Below are 15,995 nucleotides of genomic sequence, written 5' to 3' on the forward strand. Positions count from 1 at the left end.
GGAAGCAAATACATTAATTGCGATCGGCGATGTTTTGCAGTTCCTCAAACGCAGTGATGAAGCATTACAACGCTACGAAACCGCTTTGTCATTTTACCGCGACATCGGCGATCGCTTGGGGGAAGCAAATACATTAAGAGCGATCGGCGATGTTTTGCAGTTCCTTGACCGACGTGATGAAGCATTACAACACTACGAAACCGCTTTGTCATTTTTCCGCGACATCGGCGCACGCTTGGGGGAAGCTAATACATTAATTGCGATCGGCGATGTTTTGCAGTTCCTCAAACGCAGTGATGAAGCATTACAACGCTACGAAACCGCTTTGTCATTTTTCCGCGACATCGGCGATCGCTTGGGGGAAGCAAACATCCTGCAAGAATTCGGTAAGTTGCAAGAAAATCCCCAGCAAGCACTAGAATATCTTCAGCAAGCACAAAACCTATACATCCAAATTGGCAATATCTACAGCCAAAGTCGTAATCTGCTATTTCTCGCTGATGCACAGTTAAACATGGGAGACTCAGACGCTGCAATTAATTCCTTAACTCATGCGGCTGAACTCGCCACTACCATTAACTATGCACCATTCCAAGAATACGTCCAAAGTCGCATAGCCGAAATCAACTCTACAGGTACACCAACAGGGGGAATAAAAGAGAGGTTCATCCAATTTATCCAGCAGCGTTGGGTAAAATTCGCATTTTGTTTTCTTGTTGGTTTAATTGCTTTTCTACTGGTGCGTCGCTAAGTCGAAAATTAGTAACGAATATCTTTGTACAAGGTGGTATACCTGAGCGCACCTTTTTCATTATGAATATATTACCTTGTCAACTAGTAAAAAGTCAACAGTTGCTTGACTCAAATTAAAAATTAAACCTGGTGTAGGACAATTTTAGAGTTCTGCGTTGAGGGTTTGGCAATTCCCTCAAAAGCTGTCGTTACGAAAATCATGCCTTTGTTGATGAAAATCATGCCTTTGTTGATGAACAGAACGATTTTGTTGATGAAACCCATGCTTTTGTTGATAAATAGGGTATCATCGACAATTCAAAGGGCGATCGCCTTCTGAGATGAATCCTGACGATTGGGAAGACATCCGCCAAGCTGTGCGGCAAAGAATCGCCAAGCATAAAGGGTCAAACCAAGGTTAATCAGTAATGATTTTAGTCCCTCTGAAACTGCAAATGAGTACTTTGATATGCGTTAGTCAACTGTGCTAACAATTGAACAATATTTCTCTTGGTCAATTCTTGCTCATTTAAAATTGCTTTAGTCATCATTGACTTCATAAGTAACTATCTTTTCGATACCATATTGGTCAGGTCTGGCAATTGAGGACTATTTCATTCTCATCTAGTCCGCCTCAGAATGAATTCTGAGTCTAATAGCGAAAGTCGTCTAAAGACGACTAATAAAAGCAGGAATTACGCAAAAAGGCAGTGAAAGCCCTGATTTTCCGTAGGGGCAATTCATGTAGCTTTAGCTTCCCGCAGGGTATTGCCCCTACAGCGTGTAGTTTTGCGTAAGTCCTAAAAAGGTTATAGTCCGTTTTAACGGACTTTAGCTATTAGCCCCGAACTTCAGTTCGGGGCGGTTTCTGTCTAGAACGAAATAGCCCTGAGTTTTGGCTTCTACCAAAACCAATGTGAGATTCAAAGAAATTGCTCAATAATTCCGCCACCTAACACTTTTTCCCCGTCGTACCACACCGCAGCTTGTCCGGGAGTGATGCTGATTTGGGGTTCATCAAACACCAAACGCACACGGGAGTTTTCCAACGGAATCACTGTCACTGGTGTAGCCGTTGAACGATAGCGAATTTGCACTTCGGCATGAATTGGCGTGGATGGTTCAGCAATAGAAACCCAGTTTACCCGATTTATAGTGCATTCCGGCTGAGTTACCTTAGTGCGATCGCCTACTACTACTTTATTATTTTCCGCATCTAATTCAATCACATACAACGGTTCGGCAGCAGCAATTCCCAAACCTTTGCGCTGTCCAATGGTATAGTGATGGACACCATCATGCTGTCCTAAAACTTTCCCTGTGACATCCACAATATCCCCCATTTTGGGAGCTAAATATTTATCTAAAAATGCCCGCATGGAACCATTACTTTCTACTAAACATAAGTCTTGACTTTCTGGCTTATCAGCAGTTTTTAGTCCGTATTCAGTAGCGATGCGGCGCGTGTCAGTTTTTTCTAGTTCGCCTAGAGGAAATATCGTTGCTGCAAGTAAATCTTGAGACAAATCATAGAGGAAGTATGACTGGTCTTTGTTGCGATCAACAGCCCTTAATAATTGGTAACGTCCAGTTGCTTCGTCATGGCTAATTCGGGCATAATGACCAGTGGCAATGCGATCGCATCCCAATTCTTCATGGGCATACTGTACCATTGGCCCAAACTTCACCGTCTTATTGCACTGGGAGCAAGGCAAAGGTGTGATCCCAGCACTGTAACCAGTCACCAAGTAATCGACAATATGCGTCTGAAAGAGATCCCGAATATCCACAACCTGATGGGGAACGCCCAGTTGTTCACAGAGTTCAGCCGCGTCAATCATACCTTCAGAGCAACATTGGCCTTTGCCTTTCATTAGCCAAAGAGTCAAACCAATCACTTCATAGCCCTGATGGTGCAGGATAGCTGCGGCGGTGGAACTGTCAACACCACCAGAAAGACCAACGACGACTTTTTTCATACAAAGCACGATATAATAAGCAATTCAAAATTAAAAAACTAAATTATAGTAAGCATTCTGGCTGGTGATGGTGTGCCAAGTTAAAGAGTAACAGCTTTGCTGCGTGGTTGTCTAATTGTAGCACACACTCTTCAAAGCCTTGCTAGGAGGGTAAACCAACCAATAAGTAAGTGGATCTAAATTACATTCTAAATTACATATAAAACCTCACCCTGCCTCCGGCTTCCCTCTCCTTACTAAGGAGAGGGATTGAGGGTGAGGTTTGATCTTACAATTACAGGAATCACCGAGACTATTTTCTCAGCTTCATCTACTGTTATTTGCGCTAGCCCAAACTGTTCAATTACTGCTGCATTTGTCGTCAAATGTCTACTCACCTCAGCCACGCGGTACTGACTTTGCTGTGAAGCTAAAGCAGCTGGCAATAATAACTGATCTGCTAAATGTTCATCCACTGCTGCACCAGTTTGATGAAACTTAAGTAGTTGCTGACAAGCAATCTCTGCAACTGTTTCCGCCGACAACCGCAAACGCCCGAATCCACCAAAGCCAGTCAAGCTGTTCTGATACTCAGCAGTTAGGAAAATACCCGCCCCAGGTGCCACACCTCTTTCTCGTAAAGCCTGTACACTAACTTTCAAATGGGCTGATCGTAACAAATTCTCGGCACGATTCGCCATCCGTTGCGGAATATTTGAAGGCAATTCCGTTACCACTGCTAGTCCTCGCACCTGTTGTAACTCTCCCCGTTGCACCAAGTTAATCCCGCCGATTTTACCATCGCCACTCACCTGTAACTCTACCTCTCCCCCACCTTGGGGAAACCAGCCCCAAGCGCCTAACTTGACTTGGGCTTCTACACCCATGCGTTGCAATATCGGCAGATAAACTTGCTCAATGTACGTCACTGTCGGGCTAAAGTTCACATGAGTTCCACCCTTTAGTGTTACTTGAGAATTGCCGGATGCTAGTGACAGAGGTAAGAGAATTGTCTGTAAAACTAGTGCGATCGCACCCGCAGAACCACCAACTTGTGCTTTACTAACATCAAAGGTATAAATTCCAGCTTGCACAGCACTACCTGGGATGAATTCCAGCAGCATTGAACCCAAAGCATCACCCCGGAGTTGGGCATTACAAATTCTACCCGCAGCCCGAACTGCTGTTAAGTGTTGTGCTGCTAATCCTGGCTTTTTGCGTCCAGCGCGAATGCCTGAAATTCGTATGGGTTCGCCAGTGATGGCAGCTAGACTTAAGGAAGTGCGAAGAACTTGTCCGCCTCCCTCTCCGTAGGAACCGTCAATTTCAATCATGGGCGATTTTGGGATGTTGGATTTTGGGTTATCCCCACGGATTTTAAAATCAAAACACAAATTATAGGCGCCTAGTAGCTAGCTTTTTGGAGGGAGGTTACACAAATATACAGAGAAAGTTCTGATATGTGTTTCTGTAGTTTGCTAATTTGGAATTTGGAATTGAAGAACCTTGCTTTTACCGGGATTCATCAACCCATAGGGGTCAACTATTTCTTTAAATTTTAACTGCTCAGGATCAATAACTTTTCTACCGCCGTCTTCAATAATATACGTGTGAGGATTGGCAATACTCACACCCTGTTCTTCGTGATAGCGGATAATCTCGTTGAGGCGTTCTTCTGTGGTGTAGCGCACAAGTTGCAAAGCACCAGGAACTACCGCACCGTTCACCCGAAAAAATTCCAAATGCATCATTACCTCATCGCCGAAGTGATGATACATATGCTCTACTAGTTGCAAACTGCGTAGGCGCAGCCCAACGCAGGCATCGCTAGGAAACATACTTTGTAAATAAGTAATTGCAGTATCTACACTCCGGGCGTGTAAGGTGGTGTGGTTCCAGCAAAATTCTGCTAAATGTATACCTTTGGCTGCTTCTTCGGCTGGTTTTTCATAGGTAATCTGGCCGTTGTATTGCTGCACCAAACCCGGTAAGAATTCCAAACTCGACTCAGCAACTATCAAAAATACTGGGTGAGTTCCTTCAGGAATGTATTGTTGTAGGGCGTGGAAATATTGGGGAATTTGGGATGCAAAGACAGAAATCAACTTCTTAATCATCCCATCAGCATTGCCAAGAGCCTGACCAAACTTTGCTGCTGTCATAAACTCGTCAAATGTGACAATGACTTCTGCCCAAGGATAAGCTGGTGCTAAGGGGATTTCTATTTCGGTGATGATGCCGTTAATTCCCCAAGCATGATTCACCTTTTGCACATCGTCGCCACGTAATTCGATCGCACGGGGTTCATCTTCTACAGTTACCACTCTCAGTGCTAGGATATTACCGCGATCGCTTAGTAACCCATATTCTATCGAGCCAATGCCCCCACTTCCCCCAGCAATAAATCCACCAATTGTAGCTGTGCGGTAAGTCGAGGGTGCCATGCGGATTTCCCAGCCGATTTCTCTGGCTTTTTTATCCAAAGCCGCCAACTTCACCCCAGCTTCTACCCGCGCTACCCCCGGTTTTACCCAAGGAATCTCTTGCATCCGCGTCATGTCTAAAATTACGCCACCGTGCAACGGTACGCATTGCCCATAATTCCCAGTTCCCGCACCCCGCACTGTTACGGGTACACGGTATTTTGCACAGGCGGCTGCAACTTTTATAACCTCTGCTTCATTGGCGGGACGCACTACTATATCCCCAACTTTTCCTTCTAGTTTGGGTACTAGTACGGGGCTAAAGGTGTGATAATCCTGGGATAATTTTGCGACTTGGGCGGAGTCGGTGATAGTTTCTATGCCTTTTAGAGAATTAATCAGGGCATCTAATATTGTCGTCATAGCTTATATCCTTTTTTTAACGCAAAGCGACGTACAGGAACGCAGAGGGATTAATATATCTGGTACTTGAATGTAAAAATCGCTCTACTTAAGAGTTTCATAGTTTTTACTTAACATACTTTTAGTAAATTAAAAATGAGTAATCAAGTTAAAAATATAACACTATGCTTAGGGAGGAAATGTGAGAAAATTTTATTCATTTAAAAAAAGTAGAGGTTTTGAGTTAGATAAAATATTTCGATGGTCAAGGCATAAATGGCTTCTGCGTTTAACTGTTGTTTTACTTGTGGCTTGTTTGTTAACTATAAGTGTGCATTCTTTAGCAGTTCAACCAGGAGTAAGCAAATCACAACCTAAAGTGATTTTGATTTCTCTAGATGGTGCCACTCCAGATTTTGTCGAACAGTATCTCAAGAGTGGTGTCCTGAGTCCAAAGCAAGGATTAGGACTGATTAGAAACAAGGGAGTTTATGCAGAGCGGAACATAACCTGTAGCGCATCTCTGACTGCTGCTTGCCATATTGCAATCAGTACAGGTTCTACGGCTGCACGCAATGATATTAATGCCAACACATTTCACCTAGTAGCCAGCCCATTCACTTCTAACATAAGTGGTTTTGCGGCTCCAATCGGCGGATATTTGACTACTGGTCCTGCTGCAAGTTTGTACCCAACTGCTGAACCACTATGGATTGGACTCCAGCAAAAGGGGAAGAAAGTTGTGACTGCAACTTTTCCCGGAGCAGATGGAGTTGATGTTCCAGTACCAGGTTTAACTAACAGCCCAATTATTCAACCCGCTAGTAAGAGAACCGTATCTTATACAGTCCCTTTTGGAGCTTTTGCTGGTGCAAGTGCTAAAGGTTTCAGTTTGATGGCAGCTAACTTCAGCTTGGCATCCAGTCAAACTGTCACTCAACTCAAAACAGCAAAAAAAGTTTATTACAGCCCAATTGCACAAGCAACTCTTGGCGATCAATTTCTTGTTGGTGGTGTCAACTATAATATCCAAGTTGCTGCACTTGATACCAGCAATAATCATCAAAAGGACTATGACACCCTAGTATTTTTTGATTCCAGTATTGGGATTCAACATCAACCTTTGAATTTACCTTCAACTGGGCCAGCATACGTAAGAGCGCGGGATAAAAGATCCAGTTTATTTTATTTAGAAGGTAGTTCTAACAAAGCCGGAACTGCTTTTTATGTTAGTAATCTTGCTCCTGACTTGAGTAGTGTGAGGATTGCGCGTTACGGTGCTAACGCTATTCCTAATAACCCCGCAGTCCAAACTACAGTTGATGACATTAATAATAACGTTGGTTTTTGGTCGCCTCAGTCTGATTACCGAATTATAGAACGATTGAGTCCGGGATTTAACACTTTCCCCGACACGGAACTAGAAGCTATCTATGAAGACCAAGTTCGAGGTTTTGTAGATTATCAGACGCGAATTGCTTTGAGAGCAATCAAGCAAAATCCCAATGCTTCATTGGTGATGGTTTATATTGAGCAGCCAGATGGCTCTGAACATCAGTTTCTCTTAACTGATTTACGTCAAGCAACTAATCCGAGCAATCCCAATACAATTGGTGCAGCGCAAGACAAAGCAAAAGTCGCTCGATATAAGTCTTATGTACAGACTGCTTATCGGGCAGCTAATGATGCTGTACAACGGATCATTAATGCAGTAGGTACGGATAGTCAGGGAAGACCAAATAGTAACATTATTGTAGTATCGGATCATGGTTTTTCTACCTTTCACACCACGGTTAACCTGAATAACTTCCTCAAGAGTAAAGGTTTTGACTCAAATAAAGTCCGAAGTGTAACATCGGGGCCAGCAACTAACATTTATATTAATCTTCAGGGACGAGAACCCAACGGCATCGTCAGTCGCTCTGAATATGTGACTATCCAAAAACAAATTGTCGCCGCTCTCAAGGAATTGGTAGACACGAATTCCAACTATGTACCGTCAAAACGTCAAGCCATTTTTGATAAGATTTATACTCGTCCATTGCCAGCGAATTTAAACGAGCCGAGATTTGGACTCGATACTAGCGAATTTGTTGGTCAGGATAGTGGTGATGTCTTCGCAATTATGAGCGATGGTTATAACTTTGACGGAATTCAAAGTCCTGTGGTGACTCGTTTGGGGGATGACAACAATTTAGTGTTTTCAGTACCTAATTTCTACGGAGCGCATGGCTATGACCCGAATATATCCAAACTGAGTGCCATTTTCTATGCGGGTGGCCCCGATATCAGTCGTCGTGGCAGTATCGGCACGATTCATAATATTGATGTGGCTCCAACTATCAATAATTTACTGGGCGTTCCTTCTGCTTCAACGGTTCAGGGACAGGTTATCAAACTTTGAGTTTTCCCCCCTTCCCGCATCGGGAAGGGGGTTAGGTTTTTCGTGAGCTTTTCCACATGACCTGAATTGTCAGCCCAGTTACTATTCGTAGAGTTACATTACCACAAGGGAGACTTGGCTTCGAGCCTGGTTGAAGGTGCTGATTTAAGTGTAATACGCTTGGGTTAAGCCCAAAAAATATATTGCGTAGGTTGGGGAGCCACTGCGCCCTTGCGGTTTCCCGACTTGTTCGCGCTGCGTCTCCCCTAGGGAGAAGCAAGTGGCGTTTGAGGAACGAAACCCAACATTTTCAGGCATTTGTTGGGTTTCACTTCGCTCAACCCAACCTACAATTATCCTTAACTGAACTGTATTGGATTTAAGTGGCAAGATATCGACACAAGAGTTGCTGCACTTGATAAACGAAAGCTAATAGATGCTGATATGTAGGTTCATTATTTGAATGTGACGCCGAATAGCCCGTCGTAGACATCGCTAAAAACATACCCAGAATATTTAGCCGAAAATAGGGTTAACAAGGCTAACAAACCTAATTTCCTTAAAGAAACCGGGTTTAGAGTACCTGTAATATGGGAGACTTGGCAATATTCCCTTAATTGAGAATATAGTCTCGATGAGTAGTTTAATTTACTTGTGTCTAATTTGTCATGAACGTTGCAATCATTGGTTGTGGTTATGTTGGTTATAAACTTGCTCAATATTGGCAGCAAAAAATGGGTTTTGTTGTCAGTGTAACCACAACTTCCCCTGAGCGTGTCCCGGCACTAGAATCAGTATCCCAAAGAGTTGTAGTTACCCGTGGGAATGACCTCGATAGTCTAAAATCAGTTTTGGACAATCAAGATGTTGTACTTTTGAGTGTTGGTGCAAAAGGTGGGGAAGTTTATGAAGAAACTTATCTACAAACTGCCCAAAGTTTAGTTTCATCCTTGCAGCAGATTAAGAGTGTGAAACAATTAATATACACAGGGAGTTATGCAGTGTATGGTGATAGAAATGGTGTATGGGTAGATGAAGAAACACCGCTTGCACCCGCTAATTTAAATGCACAAATTCTCCGAAAAACAGAGGATGTCTTGCTATCAGCATCTAGCGAAAATCTCCGTGTTTGTATCTTCCGTTTAGGAGGGATTTATGGGACTGGTAGGGAACTGTTGAAAATATTTAGCAGATATTCTGGTGCAACCCGTCCTGGCAATGGCGAGGATATCACAAATTGGATTCATTTGGATGATATTGTTGGTGCGATAGAATTTGCCCGCGATCGTCGTTTGCAAGGGATTTACAATCTGGTAGATGATGCACATCTCACCAGCCGAGACTTGCTAGATAGCCTATTTGAAAAACATAATTTACCCAAAGTTAAATGGGATACTTCTATCAAGAGTACCCGCCCATATAATGCTTGGGTGTCGAATGAAAAGCTTAAAGAGGCTGGATACCAGTTAATTCATCCACAGATGATTTTTTAGCAAGTATTAAAAAGTAGGAATTATGCAACCATTTGCTGTAGTTAAGTGGGGAGTAGAGACGCGATTAATCGCGTCTGTACAGGAGTGGGGAGTTAAAAATTCTTCTGCTGCTCCTCATCTCCCTTATCTTCTAGCTTTTTGCGCCTTGAGTATCGAGAGAAAGCGATCGCACCTCGGCTGTAATTCCTTCTTGTTGCCAAGCAGCTAACATCGCCGCCTCCACTGCCTCTGAGTGTAATTTATCTGCCAAAGCTAACAGTGTCGGACCTGCACCACTAATCACCATACCATAAGCACCAGCATTAACAGCTGCGATGTTGACAACATCATAACCAGGGATTAAAGCTTTGCGATAGGGCTGATGCAATCTATCTTGCAAAGCTGTCTTTAACCATTGTCCGTTACCAGTTTCTAAGCCGCGCAACAATAACCCCAAATGTGCTGTATTGAAAATCGCATCGGCGCGACTTACTTGGGTTGGGAGAACGCCCCGCGCCTCTGAAGTGGAAAGTTCAAAATCAGGAATAGCCACAACTGGTACAACATCTTGATGCCAGGGAACATCACAAATTTCCCAAGCTGCACCACTGGTAGCAGCGAGACGACATCCTCCCAACAAAGCTGGAACTACATTATCAGGATGTCCTTCCATTGCGATCGCTAACTCCATTACCTGCGACTGAGACAGAGTTGCACCCTCAAGTTGATTAGCAGCAACCAAGCCACCAACAATTGCTGTCGCCGAACTACCCAAACCCCTCGCCAACGGTACGCCTAACTTAATCTCTATTTTCACAGTCGGCGGTGTCTGCTCTATATGTTGATAAAACTTGACAAACGCCTGGTAAAGGAGATTACTATCATCAGTTTGGACTCGTTCAGCTTCGGTACCAGTGACATGAATGGTTAGCCCACCCTCTTCCATGCGAGTGAATTTGAATTCGTTGTACAGCTTTAATGCTGCACCGATGCAATCAAAACCAGGCCCCAAATTAGCAGTTGTGGCGGGAACCGTAACAGTGATGGTAGAAACAACAGACATTGGCAAAACTCACTAATCATCAACTAGCATCCCATGTATTAGTAGCACTTTGGGGCTAGTTTTTGATGTTCTTTAATCCAGCACTATCGCTAGCTGAAAAATTGTGTTTTTCGCCCCCGTTTTCGAGAGAATTTTAAGCACTATTACTTATTGACAAATTGTTTATGATCTTAAATGTTATCGATGCTTTGAGACTGTGAATGCGTAAAACTTATTATTAGACTTAAACCCGCCTGGGATGCGGCTGTAGCCAGAACCCCAGTACACTGTACCATCAACCACTGCTGCACCTGCAACTACTGATCCCCCACTGTTAAAATTCCACAGAATCTTACCAGTCTTTGCATCTAATGCATACATGTTATTCTTATCGGCTCCTGATGCCATCGAGCCAGCATACACCACTCCATTCGCTACTGTCATTGGAGCCATATCTCTTTCACCTGCTGGATCTGCTGTCTGCCAGATAATTTTGCCAGTAGCTGCATCAAGCGCACTCCATGACCCACCGTTAATAATCTCACCTGAAGGATCTAATGTGTACTTCTCAAATCCGTAGTTTGAAATCGCGGCATAAATTTGTTGATCATCCGTAGCTGAACCCCACATTATTCCACCAACAGGACCACCAGGACCAAGAATTCGGCTCCAGACGACTTTTCCAGTATCCCGGTCAAGCGCCCAAAAGACACCACTCTTCTGACCAGCACCAAGTAGATCGCGCGATTTTCCAGCATCTTTAACAGTGAAAAGCATGGGTGCCTGACCGAAATCATAATCTGGTCCTTTGGGGTCAGGGCAATTGGAGATACCGCCATAGACGCAGGCAACAGTCCAGGTATCGTATCCCTGTAGTTTATTTGCCCACTTAATCGTGCCAGTGTCGAGATCAAGTGCGATGATTGCGTCAATATAATTCTTGGGATCGAGGCATTGCGACTCATCAGGAACTGTCTGTGAAGAGAGTTTTGCAATACAATTTCTTACCGTTCGAGGCACATTGTAGTTATTGCCTGTTCCTATATATACCAAATTTCGCTTTGGATCGATTGCTGGTGTGCTACCCCATACTGCTCCACCTGAGTAGCCATCCGATTGACCATAATTTTCCGGTACAATGTAAGTTTTCCACAGAAGCTTTCCAGTATTCAAATCTACCGCCGTCATGCTTCCACGGAATGTGCAGCATGGGTATTTCGGATTGTTAGCCGCTGTTTCCTCAGAAGAGGCAACTCCAACATACACACGATTGCCATAAATGGTCGGTGATTGGGTAATAATAGCATACGGGTGCTTGTCAAGTTTTGTTTTCCAGATTAGCTTCCCAGTATCTTTGTTAATTGCTATCAGGAAAGCACCTTCCTGGCTACCAATAATCACTTTATTCCCGTTAACTGCTGGACTTGTGCGCGAGACAGCTTTTGGGATACTTGGATCATTTATATAGCTGGCAATGCTATTTGCCCAAATCTGTGTACCCGTCTGTGCATCAATCTTAAAAAAATTACCGCCCCAGTCTGGCATATATACAGTTTTATCTACAACTGCTGGTGTTGCAGAGAGTTCACCACCTGCACTAAAAACCCATTTGGGAGACAAGTGTGTTACGTTGTTTGGATTGAGGTATTTCTCACCTGCTTGAGAGCGAGTATTGTTTAAGTTCTGACCACCCAATCTCCACTGATTATCCGATCTAGACGGACTTTCTTTAGCACTACTGCTAATTGTTGGCATGACAAAGACTAATGTCACTGTAACAATTGCAAGCGCTTGTTTAAAGGATGAATAAGTTTTAATCACAGTCATTAATATCCTCCGCTACTACTAAAAAGAATTCGCTATTACTTGACCGTACTTTTAGTTAAAAATCTCAGCTTACTGAAGGTTTTCACAAAGTAAGTAATTAGGCTTTAAGCTAATGTCTCTCGTGAGCTTTAATCCACTTTTTACAAATTTGATGACTATAGGGTAAAATGGTAACAATGCGATCGCTACTATCGTTACGATAAACGACAAAACATCAATATTTTATGTAAATAGGGGCTATCAATGACGCGCAATAGGCAATACTCCTAAAGAAAGCGAAGGTATTAAGCTAAAAAACATCTAATTTGCATAACAGAATTAAATATAATTCTTGTGGGGTGGGCAACATGAGCGCTCTAATTATACAAGTTAAATGTGGAACAACTTATTAATCAAAAGCAGGCGCTCACTTGGAATCACGATGAAAAACTTATGCGACTGTTTCATTAGTTTTTCAAAAGCTAGCTATGAATTTTGTTCAGTAATAATTTCCCTAAATCTAGCAAAATAGCTTATTTAAATGGTTTTTTTGAGTGCTTTATTTTGCTTAGTCAACACAGCTGTATATTTATCACTATTTCCAGTCCAAGTAAACTTCTTTACCCAATCTTTAAGATGTAAACTTATGTAAAATCTAATACATTTTCAAATGCTTATAAGCGAAATTTTATCCTTTGCACAAATGTATTGTGTTCGCTTATTTAAAAGTCGATATGTTATGAAATTTTATTTTGTTCTTGACAAAAACGGAATTTCTTCTTGTAACAGAAATAATTTTATGATATATGATTGTGCTGAAAACTACATAATTTAATTTTATATGTAAGCTGAAGACATTTATTGTCAAGCAATAATCAAGTTTATGTAAGCTTTATATAATGCTGTTACCTGTGATAAATCTGACTTTTTCCGTTAAGTCTCAAAAAGCTTGCTCACAAAGGATTCAAGAGAAAGGTCAGTATATACGGTAAAGTAATTGAAATCGGGTGCTAGAGGTAACAAAGAACATTGGACTGGTGGGAGAAAAATTCTGGAATAATGAGCGCGAAGTTTTTCTCCCAAACAACCCAAGCTGTTAACAGTTAGTTGGGCTATAGAAGCTTAGACAATACCCTTTTCCACAAGTCTATTAGTCAAAAAGCTTACTTCAAAGTTCCTAAAACGGGCGCTACCTCAACCTCTGAAATTTGCGGAACCAATAATCGATTAGCATAAATCTGGGGATTTGTTTGCGAGACTATGGCATAAGACTGGCGAAGATTAGCATTGACTGCGACAGTCTTCACGTCATACATCTGCATCCCCATCTTCGGATATAAACCAATACCAATAATCATCAGCAGAAAACAGACAGCGATAAACACCTCACGCGGTCTAGCATCGTCGTAAACTGCATCTTCTGGCACGAAGCAGTCTGTACCAAAACAAACTGTTCCGTCATCTTCTTGATTTTCTGAGCCTGCATTATTAATGTCGCAGATGAGTGCTGCACCGTCACCATAAAATACTTCTCGCAGCATGGAAAGTAGATAAATAGGTGTGAGGATGACTCCAACTGCGGCGAGAAAAACCGTGACGGTGCTGAAGGTCGAACTGTAAACATCACTGCTTATCAGACCAACGAATACCGAGAGTTCGCCAGGAAAGCCGCTCATACCGGGAAGTGCCAGAGATGCCATTGCTGCGATTGTGAATAGGGCAAAGACTTTGGGCATGGCTTGACCAATACCGCCCATATCTTTCATTACCATTGTGTGGGTGCGATCGTAAGTAACGCCTGCTAAGAAGAACAGCACCGATGCAATCAAACCATGTGAAATCATTTGCAACATCGCGCCGTTGATTCCCAAATCAGTGAAGGAGGCAATCCCAAGCAGTACAAACCCCATGTGAGAAATCGACGAATAAGCCAAACGCCGCTTCATATTTGTCTGAGCAAAGGAGTTCAATGCACCATAAATAATATTGACAACACCCAGAATCGCTAGAACTGGCGCAAAGTAAATGTGTGCATCGGGGAGTAGTTCAAGATTCAGCCGAATCAGCCCGTATCCGCCCATCTTCAGCAATACACCAGCCAAAATCATCGACACAGGAGAAGATGCTTCACCGTGAGCATCAGGCAACCAAGTATGCATTGGGAAAACAGCAAGCTTGACACCAAATGCAATCAACAACCCTGCATAAAGTAGCAGTTGTAGACCAAGGGGATATTCCTTCTTGGCGAGGGCGGTGATGTCAAATGTCATATTACCGCCACCGTATAACCCCATTGCCAGGGCTGCCACCAAAATAAATATAGAAGCGGCTGCTGTGTATAACAAAAATTTTGTAGCCGCATAACGTCGCCTTTGCCCACCCCAAATGCAGACTAGTAGGTAGACGGGAATCAGCTCCACTTCCCACATAATGAAAAATAGCAGCAAGTCTTTGGCAACGAATACCCCTATCTGTGCGGAATACAGCACCAGCATCAAAAAATAGAAGAGGCGAGGTCGGTGATCAACTTGCCAAGCTGAAAAAATCGATAGTGTGGTGACAAATCCTGCTAGAAGCACAAGTGGTGCTGAAAGTCCATCAACTGATACCGCCCAGTTCAAACCTAACTGAGGCACCCAGGCATAATTCTCTACAAGTTGAAAACTAGCACTGCTGGCATCGTAATGTTTCCAAAAGGCGTAGCACATCAAAGCAAAGTCTGCGATACCTACACCCAGTGCATACCACCGCACGCGCTTGCCATCTTTATCAGGCAGCACAGGGATGAGCAAGGCAGCAATGAGTGGCAGCAAGACAATCGCGGTAAGCCAGGGAAATTGATCCGATATCATGTATACGAGAAAAAATATTTATTTGTTCGTCAATTATGTCATTTTACTAAACTGTGTAACAATTTCTTCATAAATCTTTGTCCCAGGTAATCGCTTTGACCGAAAAACAATTCTTAATAAGCATATTTACGGTACTAATCCAGCCCGCAAAGCCCGAACAGCAGCTTGTGTACGGTCAGCTACACAGAGTTTATTGAGAATACCTCGAACATGAGTTTTTACAGTACCGACTGTTAGATAGAGCCTTTTAGCAATTTCTGCATTGTCACACCCAGCGACAATCAACTCTAAAACATCCATCTCTCTATTAGTTAAAGGATAGCCGACTATACTTTTCTCAACATCTGGGTCAATACCTTCAATCAAGACTCTTTTTCCAGCTGCGCCTCTGCTGCCATCGGGGAAATCTTGACGTATTTGTTGTAATACAAGGTCTGCGATCGCTGGATCGATCCATGAGCTACCTGCATAGGTCGTTCGCACAGCCTCAACTAGTTTCTCAGTTTCGATATCCTTCATACAATAAGAATCCGCACCTGCTGCAAAAGCTGCTAAAACTGCCTGTTCGCTATTCTGCATCGTTAAAATTAGCAGTTTTGTTGTATAATCTTCATTCTCTGCTTGATATTGCCTAAATGTGCGTGTTAGCTCAATACCATCCATGTCAGGCAAACCGATGTCAATAGTAGCAACATCCGGTTTGAGAGTTTTCAGAAGCTTGATACCCTCGGTTGCATTTGCTGCTTCACCAACAATGTTTAACTCTGGCTGGGTTTGTAAGGCAGCCCGTAAGCCGATTCTCGTCAGGTTGTGATCTTCAATCACAAGGATCTTGATTTCACTCATAGTTGCTTAACTTTACTGTTATTTATCTAAAGTACAGATTAAAATAATCTCGTTCTTCTATTCGGTATCTTATACAAAA

The 15,995-nt window shown here is 42.9% G+C and carries 10 protein-coding genes; 3 read left to right on the forward strand and 7 right to left on the reverse strand.

Annotation, left to right across the window (positions count from 1 at the left end; translation table 11 throughout):
- Nucleotides 1–751 (forward strand): tetratricopeptide repeat protein (locus V7K31_RS28675; RefSeq protein ID WP_335099280.1); only part of this gene is annotated, 751 nt, incomplete at its 5' end.
- Between the two features lie 904 nt (nt 752–1,655).
- Here the strand turns inward: V7K31_RS28675 and mnmA are convergent.
- The 3 genes from mnmA to V7K31_RS28690 form a co-directional block, all read right to left on the reverse strand.
- A complete protein-coding gene (mnmA, locus tag V7K31_RS28680) occupies nt 1,656–2,711 on the reverse strand; it encodes a tRNA 2-thiouridine(34) synthase MnmA (protein WP_335099282.1) in 1,056 nt (351 codons plus the stop codon).
- Nucleotides 2,712–2,947: 236 nt separating this feature from the next.
- Nucleotides 2,948–4,024: an RNA 3'-terminal phosphate cyclase gene (gene rtcA / locus V7K31_RS28685; RefSeq protein WP_335099284.1), complete on the reverse strand. Its 1,077-nt coding sequence runs from the start codon at nt 4,022–4,024 to the stop codon at nt 2,948–2,950.
- A 144-nt stretch (nt 4,025–4,168) separates the two neighbouring features.
- Nucleotides 4,169–5,536: an FAD-binding oxidoreductase gene (locus V7K31_RS28690; RefSeq protein WP_335099286.1), complete on the reverse strand. Its 1,368-nt coding sequence runs from the start codon at nt 5,534–5,536 to the stop codon at nt 4,169–4,171.
- A 286-nt stretch (nt 5,537–5,822) separates the two neighbouring features.
- Between V7K31_RS28690 and V7K31_RS28695 the strand changes: the two genes are divergently transcribed.
- Nucleotides 5,823–7,919: an alkaline phosphatase family protein gene (locus tag V7K31_RS28695; RefSeq protein WP_335099288.1), complete on the forward strand. Its 2,097-nt coding sequence runs from the start codon at nt 5,823–5,825 to the stop codon at nt 7,917–7,919.
- Nucleotides 7,920–8,566: 647 nt separating this feature from the next.
- Nucleotides 8,567–9,391, forward strand: a complete 825-nt coding sequence (locus V7K31_RS28700; RefSeq protein ID WP_335099291.1) for an SDR family oxidoreductase — start codon at nt 8,567–8,569, stop codon at nt 9,389–9,391.
- A gap of 130 nt (nt 9,392–9,521) precedes the next feature.
- On the opposite strand, the gene thrB is transcribed toward V7K31_RS28700, so the two are convergent.
- From thrB to V7K31_RS28720, 4 genes are all read right to left on the reverse strand, one after another.
- Nucleotides 9,522–10,433, reverse strand: coding sequence for a homoserine kinase (gene thrB, locus V7K31_RS28705; protein ID WP_335099293.1), 912 nt, complete (start codon nt 10,431–10,433; stop codon nt 9,522–9,524).
- Nucleotides 10,434–10,610: 177 nt separating this feature from the next.
- Nucleotides 10,611–12,239 carry an outer membrane protein assembly factor BamB family protein gene (locus V7K31_RS28710; protein WP_335099295.1) on the reverse strand — a complete coding sequence of 543 codons (1,629 nt, stop codon included), beginning with the start codon at nt 12,237–12,239 and terminating at the stop codon, nt 10,611–10,613.
- A 1,142-nt stretch (nt 12,240–13,381) separates the two neighbouring features.
- Complete coding sequence (locus V7K31_RS28715; RefSeq protein ID WP_335099297.1) at nt 13,382–15,070, reverse strand: NAD(P)H-quinone oxidoreductase subunit 4; 1,689 nt, start codon at nt 15,068–15,070, stop codon at nt 13,382–13,384.
- A gap of 126 nt (nt 15,071–15,196) precedes the next feature.
- Entirely contained in the window at nt 15,197–15,916 is a 720-nt protein-coding gene (locus V7K31_RS28720) for a response regulator transcription factor (RefSeq protein WP_335099300.1), read from the reverse strand.
- Nucleotides 15,917–15,995 lie beyond the last annotated feature (79 nt).

The organism is Nostoc sp. (genome assembly GCF_036917675.1).
Taxonomy (GTDB): domain Bacteria; phylum Cyanobacteriota; class Cyanobacteriia; order Cyanobacteriales; family Nostocaceae; genus Nostoc.